The organism is Bradyrhizobium sp. F1.4.3, from assembly GCF_040548375.1.
Taxonomy (GTDB): domain Bacteria; phylum Pseudomonadota; class Alphaproteobacteria; order Rhizobiales; family Xanthobacteraceae; genus Bradyrhizobium.
On record NZ_JBEPRN010000006.1, the window covers coordinates 230314 to 245096 of the forward strand.

At 60.8% G+C, this 14783-nt stretch carries 12 protein-coding genes; 6 read left to right on the plus strand and 6 right to left on the minus strand.

Annotated features, from left to right (window positions below; all coding sequences use genetic code 11):
* Positions 1–50 precede the first annotated feature (50 nt).
* The 3 genes from ABIB73_RS19500 to ABIB73_RS19510 are packed head-to-tail and all read left to right on the plus strand — an operon-like array spanning position 51 to position 2831.
* Positions 51–824, plus strand: coding sequence for an ABC transporter permease (locus ABIB73_RS19500; RefSeq protein WP_354226468.1), 774 nt, complete (start codon positions 51–53; stop codon positions 822–824).
* Positions 821–1606, plus strand: a complete 786-nt coding sequence (locus tag ABIB73_RS19505; RefSeq protein WP_354226367.1) for an ABC transporter ATP-binding protein — start codon at positions 821–823, stop codon at positions 1604–1606. Before ABIB73_RS19500 ends, ABIB73_RS19505 begins: the two co-directional genes overlap by 4 nt.
* Complete coding sequence (locus tag ABIB73_RS19510) at positions 1599–2831, plus strand: Zn-dependent hydrolase (protein ID WP_354226369.1); 1233 nt, start codon at positions 1599–1601, stop codon at positions 2829–2831. Before ABIB73_RS19505 ends, ABIB73_RS19510 begins: the two co-directional genes overlap by 8 nt.
* On the opposite strand, the gene bamA is transcribed toward ABIB73_RS19510, so the two are convergent.
* Complete coding sequence (gene bamA / locus ABIB73_RS19515; RefSeq protein ID WP_354226371.1) at positions 2828–5341, minus strand: outer membrane protein assembly factor BamA; 2514 nt, start codon at positions 5339–5341, stop codon at positions 2828–2830. The two genes, ABIB73_RS19510 and bamA, sit on opposite strands and share 4 nt — an antisense overlap.
* Before the next feature lie 249 nt (positions 5342–5590).
* Between bamA and ABIB73_RS19520 the strand changes: the two genes are divergently transcribed.
* From ABIB73_RS19520 to ABIB73_RS19530, 3 genes are all read left to right on the plus strand, one after another.
* Complete coding sequence (locus tag ABIB73_RS19520) at positions 5591–5959, plus strand: hypothetical protein (RefSeq protein WP_354226373.1); 369 nt, start codon at positions 5591–5593, stop codon at positions 5957–5959.
* A gap of 296 nt (positions 5960–6255) precedes the next feature.
* Positions 6256–7395, plus strand: a complete 1140-nt coding sequence (locus ABIB73_RS19525) for an MFS transporter (protein ID WP_354226470.1) — start codon at positions 6256–6258, stop codon at positions 7393–7395.
* A gap of 406 nt (positions 7396–7801) precedes the next feature.
* The gene (locus tag ABIB73_RS19530; RefSeq protein WP_354226375.1) at positions 7802–8719 is read left to right on the plus strand and encodes a lipid A biosynthesis lauroyl acyltransferase; all 918 of its coding nucleotides are present in this window, start codon (positions 7802–7804) and stop codon (positions 8717–8719) included.
* Here ABIB73_RS19530 and ABIB73_RS19535 read toward each other — a convergent pair.
* The 5 genes from ABIB73_RS19535 to ABIB73_RS19555 all read right to left on the minus strand — a co-directional run bounded on the left by ABIB73_RS19535 (position 8699) and on the right by ABIB73_RS19555 (position 14709).
* On the minus strand, positions 8699–10315 hold the full coding sequence (locus tag ABIB73_RS19535; RefSeq protein WP_354226377.1) for a B12-binding domain-containing radical SAM protein: 1617 nt from the start codon (positions 10313–10315) through the stop codon (positions 8699–8701). The two genes, ABIB73_RS19530 and ABIB73_RS19535, sit on opposite strands and share 21 nt — an antisense overlap.
* 216 nt (positions 10316–10531) lie before the next feature.
* Positions 10532–10939 carry a Rap1a/Tai family immunity protein gene (locus ABIB73_RS19540; RefSeq protein ID WP_354226379.1) on the minus strand — a complete coding sequence of 136 codons (408 nt, stop codon included), beginning with the start codon at positions 10937–10939 and terminating at the stop codon, positions 10532–10534.
* 744 nt (positions 10940–11683) lie between these two features.
* A complete protein-coding gene (locus ABIB73_RS19545) occupies positions 11684–12385 on the minus strand; it encodes a hypothetical protein (RefSeq protein ID WP_354226381.1) in 702 nt (233 codons plus the stop codon).
* Between the two features lie 501 nt (positions 12386–12886).
* The gene (locus ABIB73_RS19550; RefSeq protein ID WP_354226383.1) at positions 12887–13471 is read right to left on the minus strand and encodes a protein-S-isoprenylcysteine O-methyltransferase; all 585 of its coding nucleotides are present in this window, start codon (positions 13469–13471) and stop codon (positions 12887–12889) included.
* Positions 13472–13476: 5 nt separating this feature from the next.
* A complete protein-coding gene (locus ABIB73_RS19555; RefSeq protein WP_354226385.1) occupies positions 13477–14709 on the minus strand; it encodes a hypothetical protein in 1233 nt (410 codons plus the stop codon).
* Positions 14710–14783: the final 74 nt, after the last annotated feature.

The window sequence follows — 14783 nt, forward strand, 5'->3', positions numbered from 1 at the left end:
CGTCTCGCGGCGGGGCCGGCAAATTTGCTCACCGCCCGGATAGACCGTTGATGCGCCCCCTTGATCCCGTGACATCGAAGCAGCGCGTGGCCTACGGCCTCGCGTTCTTCGTGGTGTTCGTTGTCCTCTGGTCGTGGGCGACCTTCGGCGGCCATGTATCGAAAGTGTTCCTCGCTAATCCGCTGACCATGGTGCAGGAAGGCGTCGATCTGATCACCAAACAGGGCTTCCTGTTCGACATCGGCATGACGATCTGGCGCGTGGTCGGCGGTTTTGTGCTGGCCGCGATCATTGCGGTGCCGCTCGGCGTGCTGATGGGCGCTTATAAGCCGGTCGAGGCGTTCCTTGAACCGTTCGTCTCCTTCGCGCGCTATTTGCCCGCCTCCGCCTTCATTCCGCTATTAATTCTGTGGGCGGGCATCGGCGAGCTGCAAAAGCTGCTCGTCATCTTCATCGGCTCGGTGTTCCAGATCATCCTGATGATCGCCGTGACTGTGGGCGCGACGCGGCGCGACCTGGTCGAGGCGGCCTATACGTTAGGGGCCAGCGACCGCGGCATCATCCGCCGCGTGCTGTTACCCTCCTCGGCACCCGAGATCGCGGAGATCCTGCGGCTGGTGCTGGGCTGGGCCTGGACCTATGTCATCGTCGCCGAGCTGATCGGCTCGTCCTCCGGCATCGGCCACATGATCACCGACAGCCAGGCGCTGCTCAACACAGGTCAGATCATCTTCGGCATCATCGTGATCGGCCTGATCGGCCTTATCTCGGACTTCCTGTTCAAGGCGTTCAACGCCTGGCTGTTTCCGTGGAAGCTCGCATGACAACGCTGAAGATCGAGCAGGTCTCGCGCACCTTCCCCGCGCGCCATGGCAACGCTCCGACCAAGGCGCTTGAGCCGACTGACCTCATTATCGGCAACAACGATTTCGTCACCATTCTCGGCCCCTCCGGCTGCGGCAAGTCTACGCTTCTTCGCATCGTCGCCGGCCTCGACCGTCCGACCAGCGGGCGCGTCACACTCGACGGGCGCGAAGTGACCGGACCGGGCGCCGATCGCGGCATGGTGTTCCAGTCCTACACGCTGTTTCCCTGGCTGACGGTGCGCGAGAACATCGCCTTCGGCCTGCGCGAGCGCGGCGTTCCGCAGGAACAGCGTCGCAGAATTGCTGACGCCTTCATCCGCCAAGTCGGATTGTCAGGCTTCGAGAACCACTGGCCGAAACAGCTCTCCGGCGGCATGCAGCAACGCACGGCGATTGCACGCGCGCTTGCCAACGATCCAAAGATCCTGCTGCTCGACGAGCCCTTCGGCGCGCTCGACAACCAGACCCGCGCCTTGATGCAGGAGATGCTGCTCGGGATCTGGGAGCGCGACCAGAAGACCGTGCTGTTCGTGACGCATGACATCGAGGAAGCGATCTTCCTTGGCAGCCGCGTCGTCGTGATGAGTGCGCGTCCCGGCCGGATCAAGGCCGACATCGCGATTGATCTGCCGCATCCGCGCTCCTACAAGATCAAGACCACGCCCGAATTCGTCCAGCTGAAACAGCGGTTGGTCGAGGAAATCCGCACCGAGGCGCTGAAGGTTGCCGAACATGCCTGACAATCGTCCATCCGCCGACGGCAAGCGCGTTCTCGCCGATCTCAATGCGCTGCGCGCCATCGGCGCCTACAAGACCGGCGTGCACAAGCCGACCTTCTCCGAGCCGCACAAGCAGTCGCTGGAGTGGTTGGCGCAAAAGCTGCCCGACGCGGGCCTCGCCGCCACGATCGACGGCATCGGCAACGTCTTCGGCACCAGCGCGAAGCCCGGGCCGAGGCTGCTGGCCGGATCGCATCTGGAAAGCCAGAACTACGCCGGCTGGCTCGATGGTCCACTCGGCGTCGTCTATGCGCTCGAGGCCGCGCGCGTCCTGAATGCCGATCCCTCACTGCACGGCGCCGTCGAAGTTGCCGCCTGGTGCGACGAGGAAGGACATTTCGGCAGTTTCCTCGGCTCGAGATCCTATGTCGGGCAAGTCACCGAGGCGGAGATCGATGCCGCGCGCAACCGCACCAGCGGCCAGAGCATGCGCGACGCGCTAAGCGACATGGGGCTCGCTGGTCGCGCGCGGATCACCGTCGAGCCGAGTCGGCACGTCGGGTACCTGGAGGCGCATATCGAGCAGGGCGACACGCTCGAAAGCGGCCGCCTTGCGATCGGCGTCGTGACCTCCATCGTCGGCATCTGGCAATACCAGATCAATTTCGTCGGCGAGCAGAACCACGCCGGCACCACCCGCATGGTCGCGCGGAAAGATGCTGGACTGGCGCTCGCAAAGTTCTGCGTGGCGATCGACGAGCGCTTCCCGGCCACGTGCGGGCCACGCACCGTCTGGACCACCGGCCGCGTCACGCTCGATCCCGGCGCACCAAGCATCATCCCCGGCGCAGCCCAAATGCTCTTCCAGATCCGCGACGACAATCCGGTCGTCATCGCGCGGCTGGAGGAGTTGCTGCGAACCATGGCGGACGAGGTCAACGCGAAAGGCCCCTGCACGGTGACGGTCGAGAAACTGCGGACCGGCGCGCCCGCAATGATGAACTCCGGCTTTCAGGACGCGATCGAAGCCGCGAGCAAGGCCTTCGCCGGAGGACGATCCCTCCGCATGCCCAGCGGCGCCGGCCATGATGCGCAGATGCTCGCGACCGTCATGCCCGCGGGCATGCTGTTCGTGCCATCGATCGGCGGCGTCAGCCACCATTGGACCGAAAACACCGCCGACGCCGATATCATCACCGGCGCAGACGCTTTTGTCGACGCCTGCCGGCGGATCCTGGGCGGCTAGAACGACGTGCCGCCGCCGAACCTGAACTCCTGGACGACGTCGTATTTGCCCTTCGTGATCGGCACGGCATAGTCGAAGCGAAGCGGTCCGAACGGCGAGGCCCAGATCAGGCCGACACCGACCGACGAACGCACCACATTGCCGTCGTCATATTGGAGCCCGCAGGTTGGGCAGGACGGCGTATTCACTTCGCCTGTGGCCGTCCAGGATGTCGGGCCCTGGTAGCCCCAGAGCGAGCCGGCATCGGCGTAGACCGCGCCCTTCAGGCCGACCTCCTTGGGCAGGAACCAGAACGGCATCTGCAACTCCATGGAGGCGCCCCAATATTTCGTGCCGCCGAGCGCATCGCCGCTGGCGCCCAGGCTTGCATAGGTGATGTCACGCGGACCGATGCCGTTGGAGGCGAAGCCGCGCACGAGGTTCGGACCCATCTGGAAATGATCCAGCATGCGCAGTTCCTGGTCGCCGAGCTTGTTGAGGATGCCACCCTGGAGGTGGATCACGCTGACGATCTCGGACACCAGCGGCGTGTAGTACTTGGTATCCAGCGCAGTCTTCAGGTAGGTCACATCGCCGCCGACTCCGGCGAAATCCTGCCTGAAGTCGATGAGCAGACCGTCGGTCGGGTTCTTGGTGTTGTCGAGCGTATTGTAGTTCAGCGTGTAGCCCAGCGCCGACGTCCAGGTCGCGCCGTTCGCCAGCTCTTTTCGGACCGGCAGGCTCGATTCGCCGTCGCCGTAGCAGCCGTAGCCATAGACCCCTGAATCCGTGGCATTGGTCGGATCGACGCCGCCCAGGACATTCTTGATGTAGGCCGGGGTCGGGTTGAAGGCCAGCGACGCGTTGGCCGCGTTGTTGTTACAGTTGTTATAGGCGTCCGCGAGCGTGATGCTCTGCTGATAGAGCGAGTAACGCAGCTGGAGCGAGAGATCCTCCCGCAGCGCGAAGCCGAGGCGCGGGGCGAAACCCAGCGTCGTCACGCCGTAGCTGGTGTAGCTGTTCGCCAATTGCTGGCGGTATGAGACGTCCAGCCCGAGGGCAACCCGGTAATCGAGCAGATACGGCTCGACGAATGACAGCGATATGCCGCGCGAGTACTGGCCGTAGCTGACGGAGGCTTTGCCATAAAGCCCGCGGCCGAGCAGGTTGCGTTCGGAAATCGAGACCTCGGCCAGCGCGCCATCGGTCGTGGAGTAACCGCCCGAAATCGAAAAGTCGCCGGTCGATTTCTCCTCCATCTCGACGATCAGGATCACGCGGTCGCTGGAAGAGCCGGGCTCCGTTGTGATCTTGACGCTCTTGAAGTAGTCCAGATTCTTCAGCCGTCGCTCGGCCCGATCGACCAGCGCGCGGTTGTAGGCGTCGCCCTCGGCGATGTCGAATTCGCGCAGGATCACGTAATCGCGCGTGCGTGTGTTGCCGCGGAGATTGATTCTCTCGATATAGGTGCGCGGCCCTTCGTCGACATTGAACACGACGGACACGGTATGCGCTTCGAAGTTGCGGTCGCCGCTGGGCCGTATCACGGCGAAGGCATAGCCGCGGCGCGAGGCCTCTATCTGCATCTCTTCGGTCGACTTCTCGAGCAATTCGACATTGTAGAGCGAGCCGACATTGACGCGCGAAAAGCTACGCATCGAGCTTGCATCGAAGTTGGCAATGCTGGAACGGAAATCGACCGTTCCGACTCGATATTGCTGACCCTCTTCGATCTTGAAGGTGACTAGGAAGCCTTTCTTGTCCGGATCGTATTCGGTCAGGGCGGCCACGACCTGCGCATCCGCAAAGCCGTTCTTGAGATAGAAGCGACGGATCAAGTCGCGATCGGCCTCGACCCGGTCGGGATCGTAGATGTCGTTGTTGCCGAGGAAGCTCAGCAGATTGCTCTCATGCGTCTTGATCACGTCGTGCAGGCGCGCGGCGGAGAAGGCGCTGTTGCCGATGAACTCGATCGATTTGACGCCGGTCTTCGCCCCCTCCACGATCGTGAAGATGAGATCGACGCGGTTGCTCGGCTGCTCGATGATCTCAGGCGTGACGCGTACGTCGTAACGGCCTGAGCGACGATAGATCTCGGCGATCCGCAGTGTGTCGGACTGCACCATCGCCCGCGAGTAGGTGCCACGCGGCTTGGACTGGACTTCGGCCGAGAGCTGCTCGTCCTTGATCTTCTTGTTGCCTTCGAAGGCAACGCGGCCGATCACGGCATTCTCCACCACCGACACCACGATGTGGCCGCCGACGCGGTTGACTCTCACGTCCTGGAACAGGCCGGTCGCGATCAGCGCCTTGAGACCTTCATCGATGGTCGGTTGATCGAGCTGCCCGCTGGCGGCGGGCCTGAAATAGGAGCGGACCGTCTCGGCCTCCACGCGGCGATTGCCTTCGACCGCAATCGTCTCGGCGGCTTGCGCCGCCGCCGGCTGCGGCAACAGCACCAGGGGAAGTGAAGTTGCAATCGACACGCCACTCACGACCACCGCGACAAGCCAGGCCCGCAAAACCGACATTCCACACCTCAAGAGCACCTAGTTGCTCTGAAACGGGAAAGCTGTGGCCACGGTGTGGCTTTGTGGTTGCTATATTGTTTCCGAGGATTGAGTTTGATTGTGCCGATCGCCGGCGCCCACGCAAGTAACCCCGCGCGCGTCCCGTTTGCGGGAGCAGCCAGCAACATCGCGTAAAACATGGCTTGTTTACAGATCGCAAGACCGATGCGAGAGCCGTCGGCATCAGCCAACACGCATGGAATGCCCGCAATGAACCTGATCGTCACGACCAGACTGATGCTGGTCGCCGTCCTCGCCTCGACCGCAACCTGCAACGCCGACACGGCTGGCAAGCGCGAACGGCAGCAGACGGCGCGTGAGGCCGTCTATGACTACGGTCCGCACGGCCCCAATCGATCCTATCGGTCCGATCCGCACACGCGCATCTATGTCAGCAAACGGTCGTGGCTGGATGGCGGGACCGAGGTGCTGCCCGGCGACCGGAAGTTCAGCGACTACGCCTTCCCGCCCGGCACATCGTTTGCCCGCCAGAACAACAACCGGCCACTAGATCGGCAGCCCCTCAGCCCGACCTCGGACCTCGGTGGATTTGAGCAGAGAATCCCGCTCGCCTGGTAACCGGCATGCGGCGACCCTGGCGGACGTTGCCGGCGCGCGACGGCCGGCAACATCTTCTCATATTCAGCAACACTGCGCCGGCCGGAAAAACGGCGATCGGGCAGATGCGGATATCCTGCCCGGATTGCGCGCATCGGCTACGCGGCGCTATCGCAAGCCGCGGCATTTTGTCTTCGCACGAAGACACCTGTATATGGGGCAGGAACATCAACATCCCAGGCGACTTGTCGACGAATTGGCCGAATTCGTGCGGCACCGTTCATGACATTCATCGCCTCCTCTCTCCCGGAGTTCTCATGCTCTCTGCCGACCGGCCGGCGACTCGCCTTGCGACGCGGCTCGCCTTCCTGGTTGCCGGCTTCGGCATCGCATGCTGGGCGCCGCTCGTGCCGTTCGCAAAAGCGCGTCTCGCCGTTGACGACGGCATCCTTGGATTGCTCCTGCTCAGCCTCGGCGTCGGTTCCGTCGCTGCGATGCTTCTGACTGGCGTCCTGAGCGCGCGTTATGGCAGCAAGCCGATCATCGTTACGGGCGGGCTCGGTCTTGCGCTGCTGCTGCCGCTACTGGCGATCGCGAGCTCACCGGCGACGCTGGCATTGGCGCTTCTCGCATTCGGCGCGGCGCTCGGCTCCATCGACGTCGCCATGAACATCCACGCGGTCGAGGTGGAACGCGCAGCAGCTCGCCCGCTGATGTCCGGCTTCCACGCGCTGTTCAGTATCGGCGGATTTGCCGGATCCGCCGTGATGACCGGGCTGCTCTCACTGCAACTGGGTGCATTCACGTGTGCCTTGATCTGCTCCGTCCCGATGCTGCTCGTAACCCTGGTGGCCTGGCCGCGCCTGCTTCGCTCGGCGCAAGCGCAGCAGGAGCCGCTCTTCGTGCTGCCGCGCGGAACTGTGCTCCTGCTCGCACTGCTCGGCGCGATCACCTTCCTCGTCGAGGGCGCCGTGCTCGATTGGGGCGCGCTGCTCGTGATCGGCGTGGGCCTCGTCTCCGAGGCCCACGGTGGCATCGGTTATATCGTGTTCTCGATCGCAATGACCGCCGGCCGGCTGGCCGGAGACGCAGTGGTTGCCCGCATTGGCGATCGCACGACACTGTTCTGGGGCAGCCTGCTCACAATCGCAGGCTTCACGGTTCTGTTGCTCGCGCCCGTGGCGGCGGTCGCCATGGCCGGCTTCCTGCTCATCGGCCTCGGGGCGTCGAACCTGGTGCCGATCCTGTTCCGGCGCGCGGCCACCCAAACGGCGATGCCCGTCGGCCTCGCCGTCGCAGCAATCACGACCGCGGGCTATGCAGGCGTCCTCATGGGCCCCGCCGGCATCGGCTTCGTCGCCCATGTCGTAGGGCTTCCGACGGCGTTCTGGATCCTGGCCGCGCTCACGGGTCTCGTCACCGCGTCGGCGCGCGTCGTGACGGCGAACCGGCGCTAGCGCATGCGAGACCGCATGACCACTCCCCTGCTCGGCGCGCCGGGCGGCCTCAGCGGCTATCGCTCCAGACGGCGTCGATCTCCACGATCCCGGCGGCCTCGAACGAGTGCATGAAGCCAGCGACGTGGAAGATTTCCGATATCGATGCCGATCGAGGCTAGCAGCTGTGTGGTGGCGTCCATGGGCCACTTCACCGGATGCTGCGGGGTCGTCCTTGCAAACTATCCTCGCGGGAGAAGCAAAACCGGTCCATCCCCATTAACGGACATTTACTCCGAACGAAGCTCGATCCGAGAGGCGCGCCCTTCGCAACTCGTCGGTGTCTTTGATCGCATCGCGTATCGGTGGTATTGTGCGCGCTGGAGCCCGTGGAAAGCCGAAAGTGTAAGCCAAGATTGTCGTTGCAATGCGGACCAGGCTCCAATTTCGTGACGTGACCAAGCCCCTGGGCCAAGCGGCGGTGGGCGCGTTGACGATCGGAATACTGCGTACCGCTCGCCATTTCGATCCAACCAAGACGGCCAGCTTATTCGCTCGGATCACTCGCTCAATCGGGCCCATGATGCCGGAGCAAAAGACCGGTCGAGCCAATCTAACCGCCGCATTTCCGGAAAAATCGCCTGCAGAGATCGAGACCATTCTCGCAGGCGTCTGGGACAATCTCGGTCGTGTCGGCGCCGAATTCGCGCATCTTGATCGCATCTGGAAGTACGATCCCGCGCTGCCCGAGGATAGCCGGATCGAAATCGACAAGCGCTCGTATGATTTGTTTACGCAGCTGCGGCTTGACGGAAAACCGGCGCTGATCTTTGCAAGTCATCTCGCGAACTGGGAACTTCCGGCCCTGGCAGCCGTCGCGCACGGGCTGGATACCGCGATCCTGTATCGCCGACCCAACATCGCGTCCGCCGACCGCATCATCCAGGATATGCGCGCCGTGAAAATGGGCACGCTCATTCCAGCGGGTCGTGACGCGCCCTTAAGACTTGCCGAGGCCCTTAAAAGTGGCCAGCACGTTGGAATGCTGGTCGATCAGTATCTGACCAACGGCGTCGATGTCACTTTCTTCGGCCGCAAGACCCGGGCCAATCCGATGCTTGCCCGGCTGCTGCGGCAGATCGAGTGCCCGATTCATGGCGTGCGCATCATCCGTCTGCCCGGACACCGCTTTCGTGGCGAACTGTCTGAAGAAGTGAAGCCGGTCCGCGATGCCGCCGGGCAAATCGACATTCAGGGAACGATGCAGGCGGTCACGTCGGTCATCGAGGGTTGGATCCGCGAATATCCCGATCAGTGGCTGTGGCTACACCGTCGCTGGCGGTAGCACTTGCCTAACCGCAGTGGCCCTCAGCGGAGGTACATCGTCCAACTCGGCAATGCGGCGGTCAATCTCGCCGATGACGCGTTCCGAGAACGGCCCGAGGTGCATGTACAGCGCCATCAGCATCACGATGTAACGCAACGCGCCTGGATTGGTCTTGGCGACGTCGACGAAGGTCTTCCAGAACGGCTCACGAACCTTCGGCAGGGCCCGCATGATCTTGTGTACGCTATCGATGCCGCCAAGCCTCTTGCGCACGTCGCCATCCGGAAGATCGCGGCGCCGGTCGGACCGGTCGAGCATGGCTGCGAGACGGGACAGCCGTCCTGCATATGCTGCCGGACTGTAGACGTGTCCGAGCACCGCTTTGTAATCGGTAAGGACGTCACGAAGCGGGCGCTTCGTATCGAAATTGCATCCGAGCGTGCACTGATCGCCCGCCTGCTCGACGTTCATGAGGTCATGGCCCTGGTGCAAGCGGCCTTCCGCGGCCAACCGCCGTGTGAGCTGTGTGCCGGGCAGCGCATAAAGCAGTCCAACGATGGAAACTGGAATGCTCGCCTCCTCGATGAGGTCGGCCATTGCCTGTCCTATCGAGGCATTTTCGCTATCGAACCCAACGATGAAGCCAGCGGTGACGAACATGCCGTAGCCGTAAATCTTGTGAATGCACTCGGCGATGTTGCGCCTGGTGTTCTGCTTCTTCTTCATCTGCACGAGCGTCTCGGGATCCGGGCTCTCGATGCCGACGAAGATCGCGAAGAAATTCGCATCCTTCATTGCCTGCAACAGCTCGCTGTCGTCCGCGATGTTGATCGAGGCTTCGGTTGAGAACTCGAATGGATAGTCGTGGTCTTCCAGCCAGGCTTTGAGCCGCGGCATCAAGGTGCGGAGGTTCTTCTTGTTGCCGATGAAATTGTCGTCGACGAAATCGACATGCCCGCGATAACCGTGATCGTAGAGCGCCTGCAACTCTGCGAGAATCTGATCGTTGGTCTTGGTACGCGGCACGCGACCATACAGCTCGATAATATCGCAGAACTCGCAGGTGAACGGGCAGCCACGCGAATACTGCACGCCGATGTATAGATAGTGATCGAAGTGAAGCAGATCGTAGCGAGGCATCGGGCTCAGCGTGACATCAATCTTGAATTTCTCGGCGATGAACACGCCCTTGCGTTCGCCGCTTTCCCAGGCGACGATGAACTGCTCGATGACATGCTCGGCCTCGCCGATCACCTGAAAGTCCGCGTCCGCGTAAAGATGCGGGCTGGAGGAGACGTCCGGTCCACCGACACATACTGGCTTGCCGTGCAGGTGGGCGAGATCGATCAGGTAGATGGCATCCGGCTGCTGGTTGAGCATACCGCCGATCATCACAAGATCGGCCCAATCGAGGTCCGCATCTGTCAAAGCCTCGGTATTCCGGTTGACGAGCCGGATGTCCCAATGCTTCGGCAACATGGCGGCGACGGTAATCAGGCCGAGTGGCGCCGTTGGATACTTCGCGCCGACGAGTTCGCAGGCCTCCGCGTAGTTCCAAAACGAGTTCGGAACGAACTTCGGATAGATCATCAGGACGCGGCAGGGGGTTGTCATGCTGTTCCAGCCCGGGCGTGGATGGCACAATGCCCCGCTGTTTATCGGGGCTCAAGGGTTCGCTTCGCTCGTCGATAAGGCGTTGAGTGCTGATTGTGGAGGTGTGCACCGCGGTTCAGTTCGCGCACCTCGAGGTAGTGCATTGCGAATCAATCAAGAGCCTGACGCGAACATCGCGGACCGCAAGGCTAGCATCAGTATCCGCAGATACGCGTTCTATTTGGATTTTTTTGGGGCATGCTTTTTCGATCCAGTTCCGGTGGACGACTGAGCGTCGTCCCCACGGCAGGGCCAAGCATCTCTGAATGCTTCGATGGCGACAGTGATCCCCGGTTCATTCACTCGATTCGGATTGTTATCAAGATACCGCAGAAGAACCTTGGCACTTTGCAAAGTGCTGCCTTGCGCGGGGGGGCATGCACGCACGTCAGCTGGCAGATTTGGTGAAAAGAGCATCGCAGTCTCGATCATTCCCTCACATACGCCGGCGGACCGAGCTTCGTCCTGATTGCGAAAAGAGTTCTGAACAAGTAGTTCGCAAGACTTTTGCGCGTCGGTTCCTTTATCGACAACCGTGGCGCTGGCCGTCCCGATGACCGATAGGATTAGGCCGGCAACAATCATATGGACTCGCATCCGCGTCCCCCGAACAGCGGCGCGATAGCTTGCTGCATTCAGTATGCCCCAATAGAGCGGCCGCCCGCGCCGTTCCAGGCGGCTCAGACGGCTTAGCTCAAAAAAAGCGTCCGATCCACCGCGCTCAATACGAGTGACGTGAACTCAGCTCTAAATTTCCACAAAGCCCAAAGAGCGCTTGTCGACTTGAAAACACGCAGCTTACGCGCGTGACAGCCGTAAAGGTCGGCGGTACCGATCATGATCGAGGATCAACATAGGCGACGATCAGTGTACCGATGGTATCGATCTCGATCCGGCATCTGTCATCCGGCCGTGTACGCGAGGTGCATTGATCGATTGATGTCCATGCTCGGCCTCGACGCAGCATCATTGCCTGTCCGACGATCTTCGTCTCAAGGTGCGAGCGCTGAAGACAGAGCGTCGCGTCGCTACGGCCATAGGCGAAAGATACGATTTGCGAACCTTCCTCAACTGCGCCAAGCAGGACTTCGCCCTCGCAACGGTTTCCAACAAGAGCTTAGCCATGACCAAGAGGAGGTGGAGCTGCCTTGCTTCGCAGCACCGCAGACATTCCCACGATCTCCCAGCCGATTCATCAACCAAGCGAGGTAGCGCACGAATGCCGTTGTATCGAACCGCGCCCTCGAAGAACACGCTCGCTTGAACTTCTTGAAGACCTCGCATCTATTCTGACGGCAAGAAGAACAGGATGAACTCTATCCGAGGGTGCTAGCTTCGATCAGGTTCGAGTTGAGCCGTTTTTCGCCCGCCGTTAAGCTCTCTGAGTTGGTTTACGTATTCCTCAGGCTTTAGCAGATGAAATGGAGCCTTAAGGCCCATAAAGGTCGCTATGCGGCCGATGAAAGCAGTGCAGTTTGCCGTTGCTGCATTCCAGAGCGGCGAAGTCTCCTGCAGGTGCTTGATATAAGCAAAGACCTTCTTGGCGTCTGCCTCAGACAAATAGACGCGATAGCTGGCGGTCAAATATTGCTCGTCAAGATCACCGTAGGTCGCACCTGTCTCAGAGGGGACAAATATGACGTGTCCCAAAATGTAGGGTATCTCGTCGCCGGCCGGAGCCAGGCCAGCGACATCGACCTGCTTTTCGTTCGTCTTTCCGTACCAGATGAATGCATGCCCGTACGTTGCTGCCGTGCGGGCACGAAAATCAACGTAGTAGGGACCCGTGGAGGCAGCTCTTCGAACTGGCTTTACATCGGATATGGCCGGCGGGGCACCCGGCGTAGCAGAAGCCATGCTTTCCGCATGCTTTGTCGCCGAACTGGGGAGAGCGTCCCGTTGCTGCTGGTCCGTACGCGCCGCGAGTGGTTGTGCGCTACTGATTCCGGCCCCCAAGCCCACAAAGGCCGCCAGCATGGCGGCCTTTGCAAGAAGCTCAAGACCCGGATATTTCCGAATCACTCCCGCCATCTTCGAATCCTCTTGGATCCAAGATCCGATGCCACAGTTAATCTGCTAGCCCAAGCGAACGCCGCTGGCGTCCGAATGGATAGTCAGATCAACCTTTGGTCACCAACGGAGCCGGGGCAGCGACCGGGTATTTGCCCACGGGGCTCTTACCGACGGGGTATTTGCCGACGGGGTATTTGCCGACGGGCGCCGGGGCGGCAGCAACCGGCTGAGCCCGTGGCAGGTCGGCAGCAACTGCGGTTCCCACGAAAGCCAAAGAAGCGATTCCAAGGACAACGAATTTCAACATCGGGATCTCACCATTGTTCGGGAGGGATTGGATTCACCTGACCGGCATAGAAATAACCTGACACTCGCCACGACACCAACGAATAGACCGGGGGGGCGGGGGTTCCGACAACTTTTTCTGCCGTATGTTGCGGAAATGGCACGCAAATTGAGGCGTTTGGTTCCAAATCAATCTCGTGGGTACCCACAGGTCAAGACGTGCCGGGACCTACTTCAGAGTATCCATGGGAAGACCCGACCGGTCCGCGCCATATACTCGCTATAGCTGTCGCCAAACGTCTGCAGCATCATTCGCTCTTCTCTTGCGACGCGGCCAAAGAACAAAATCCCGAAGCCGGCCAGGCCCGCGAAACCGGCAATCCAGTTAGGCAGCAGCAATGCCTGGGCGATAGCCCACAGCCAAAATGCCGAATACATCGGGTGTCGAACTTTCCGGTAAATCCCTTCCGTCACGAGTTCATGGTTCTCCCGCACGTCGAGACTTATCGACCAATTCCGGCCGAGTGCACGGTGAGTCAGGTGAAAGACGCCCAAAGCCGCAATCGCAAAGAGAGACCCCAGCCAAGCCAACCAGGGATAAAAGCTGTAAGCTGCGAAACGAGGTATTCCTGTCGCTACGTAGACGAGCGGCACAAGTCCAAGCCCCGAAAGAGATATGAGCAGGAGCGCAGTTTCCAGGGGGCCGCGAGCGCTCCACACAACCCCCGCACGGCGGGAACGCCGCGCGTACTTGTAGCGTATAAGGTACCAGCCGATCACCAACGCGACGAAAATGATTTTTGAAATGGTGGGCGTCATTTGAATCAGGCTGCCGCGCCCGGGCTTCCCAGCAGTTCGCTTGCTGACGGCGGTGCGCTCGCAATAAGTCCTCCGTTGTCAGCGATCATCGACACGGCGCCATCCGGGGCGAGCGTCTGGGATTTGGCTGAAATAGGTCCGCATGTGAGCATGAAGTAGTCGTACGATGTTCGCCTGTCATTTCCACTGATGAACTGGCAGTGCAGTCGGAAGAAATTGAGACGGATGCGTTGATACATGTCGTCGTCAAGCATTCGGCTAAGTCTCACGACCTTGACGGTCGCTTCGTTTTCCGTCGACAAGCCCATTTCGGCCATTGGCCGGCTTTTGTAAAAGTTCAACGGGTCGACGAGGGCCTGATAGTCGCCCCAGAAGATCCCGCGCGACTTGGCGACGCGTTCCATCGTCGCGCGAAAGCGTGTTGCCTTCGGATGCAGGCCGACCTTGAGTATGGATGATCCAACGCTCAAGAAGGTGACGGGAATTTTGTTTCGACCGAGCACAGGGTCCAGCTTCAAGGCGCGATCAAGCAGATCAACCGCAAGTACCGCGCCAAGACTGTGCCCTATGACCAAAATTTCGTCTGCGGCAAAGTTGCTCGCCGCAGCCACGAGCTCGGTGGCCAACCTGTCCAGCCTTTGCTCGATTTCTGAATTACCGAAGCGAATATACTCGCGAGAAAAAATCCAATCGTCGAACAAGTCGCCCAGGTGCAGCCAGCGCCACGGACCCGCCAACACGGCCGCGAACCCGAAGAGACCGGTACCAGTAGCAATGGGAATTGATCCGGTGATTTTGAATGCAAACACGCCAATCAAGACAGCGGTCGCGGTGAGCAGTCCGAACATGACGAACGGATAGAGAAAGAAACCTGCGTAACGCCAGTTGGTCAGCAAGTAACGCCAAAGGGTGCCGGCCAAAACGAAATCCAGAAACGCAAGAATGCCGACGGAGATGCGTGAGCCAATGCTCCGACGCCCGAAGGCCTCAATTACGTCGTGCCACCGGACCAGACGGTAATCGGTTTCGACGAGCCAATCGGGGCCGGTTGTCGTCACATTCCATCGAATCTGATCGACGGTATCCTGCAAACCGTCAACGGTCGCTTTCACTGACCAGGTACGTTGGAACCTGGCAATTTCGCGCACAAAGCGTCGTTGCGCGCTGACATGCGACGTGATTGGATCATAGCCGCCGATATGGAATACCAGCCGCTTCGCTAGGGGCTTTCCGGTCATGGTCTCACCCGCGACTACCCGCGGATTCATCGTGTTACTCGCTGCCCACGCGTCAATCGACCTGTAACTCAGGG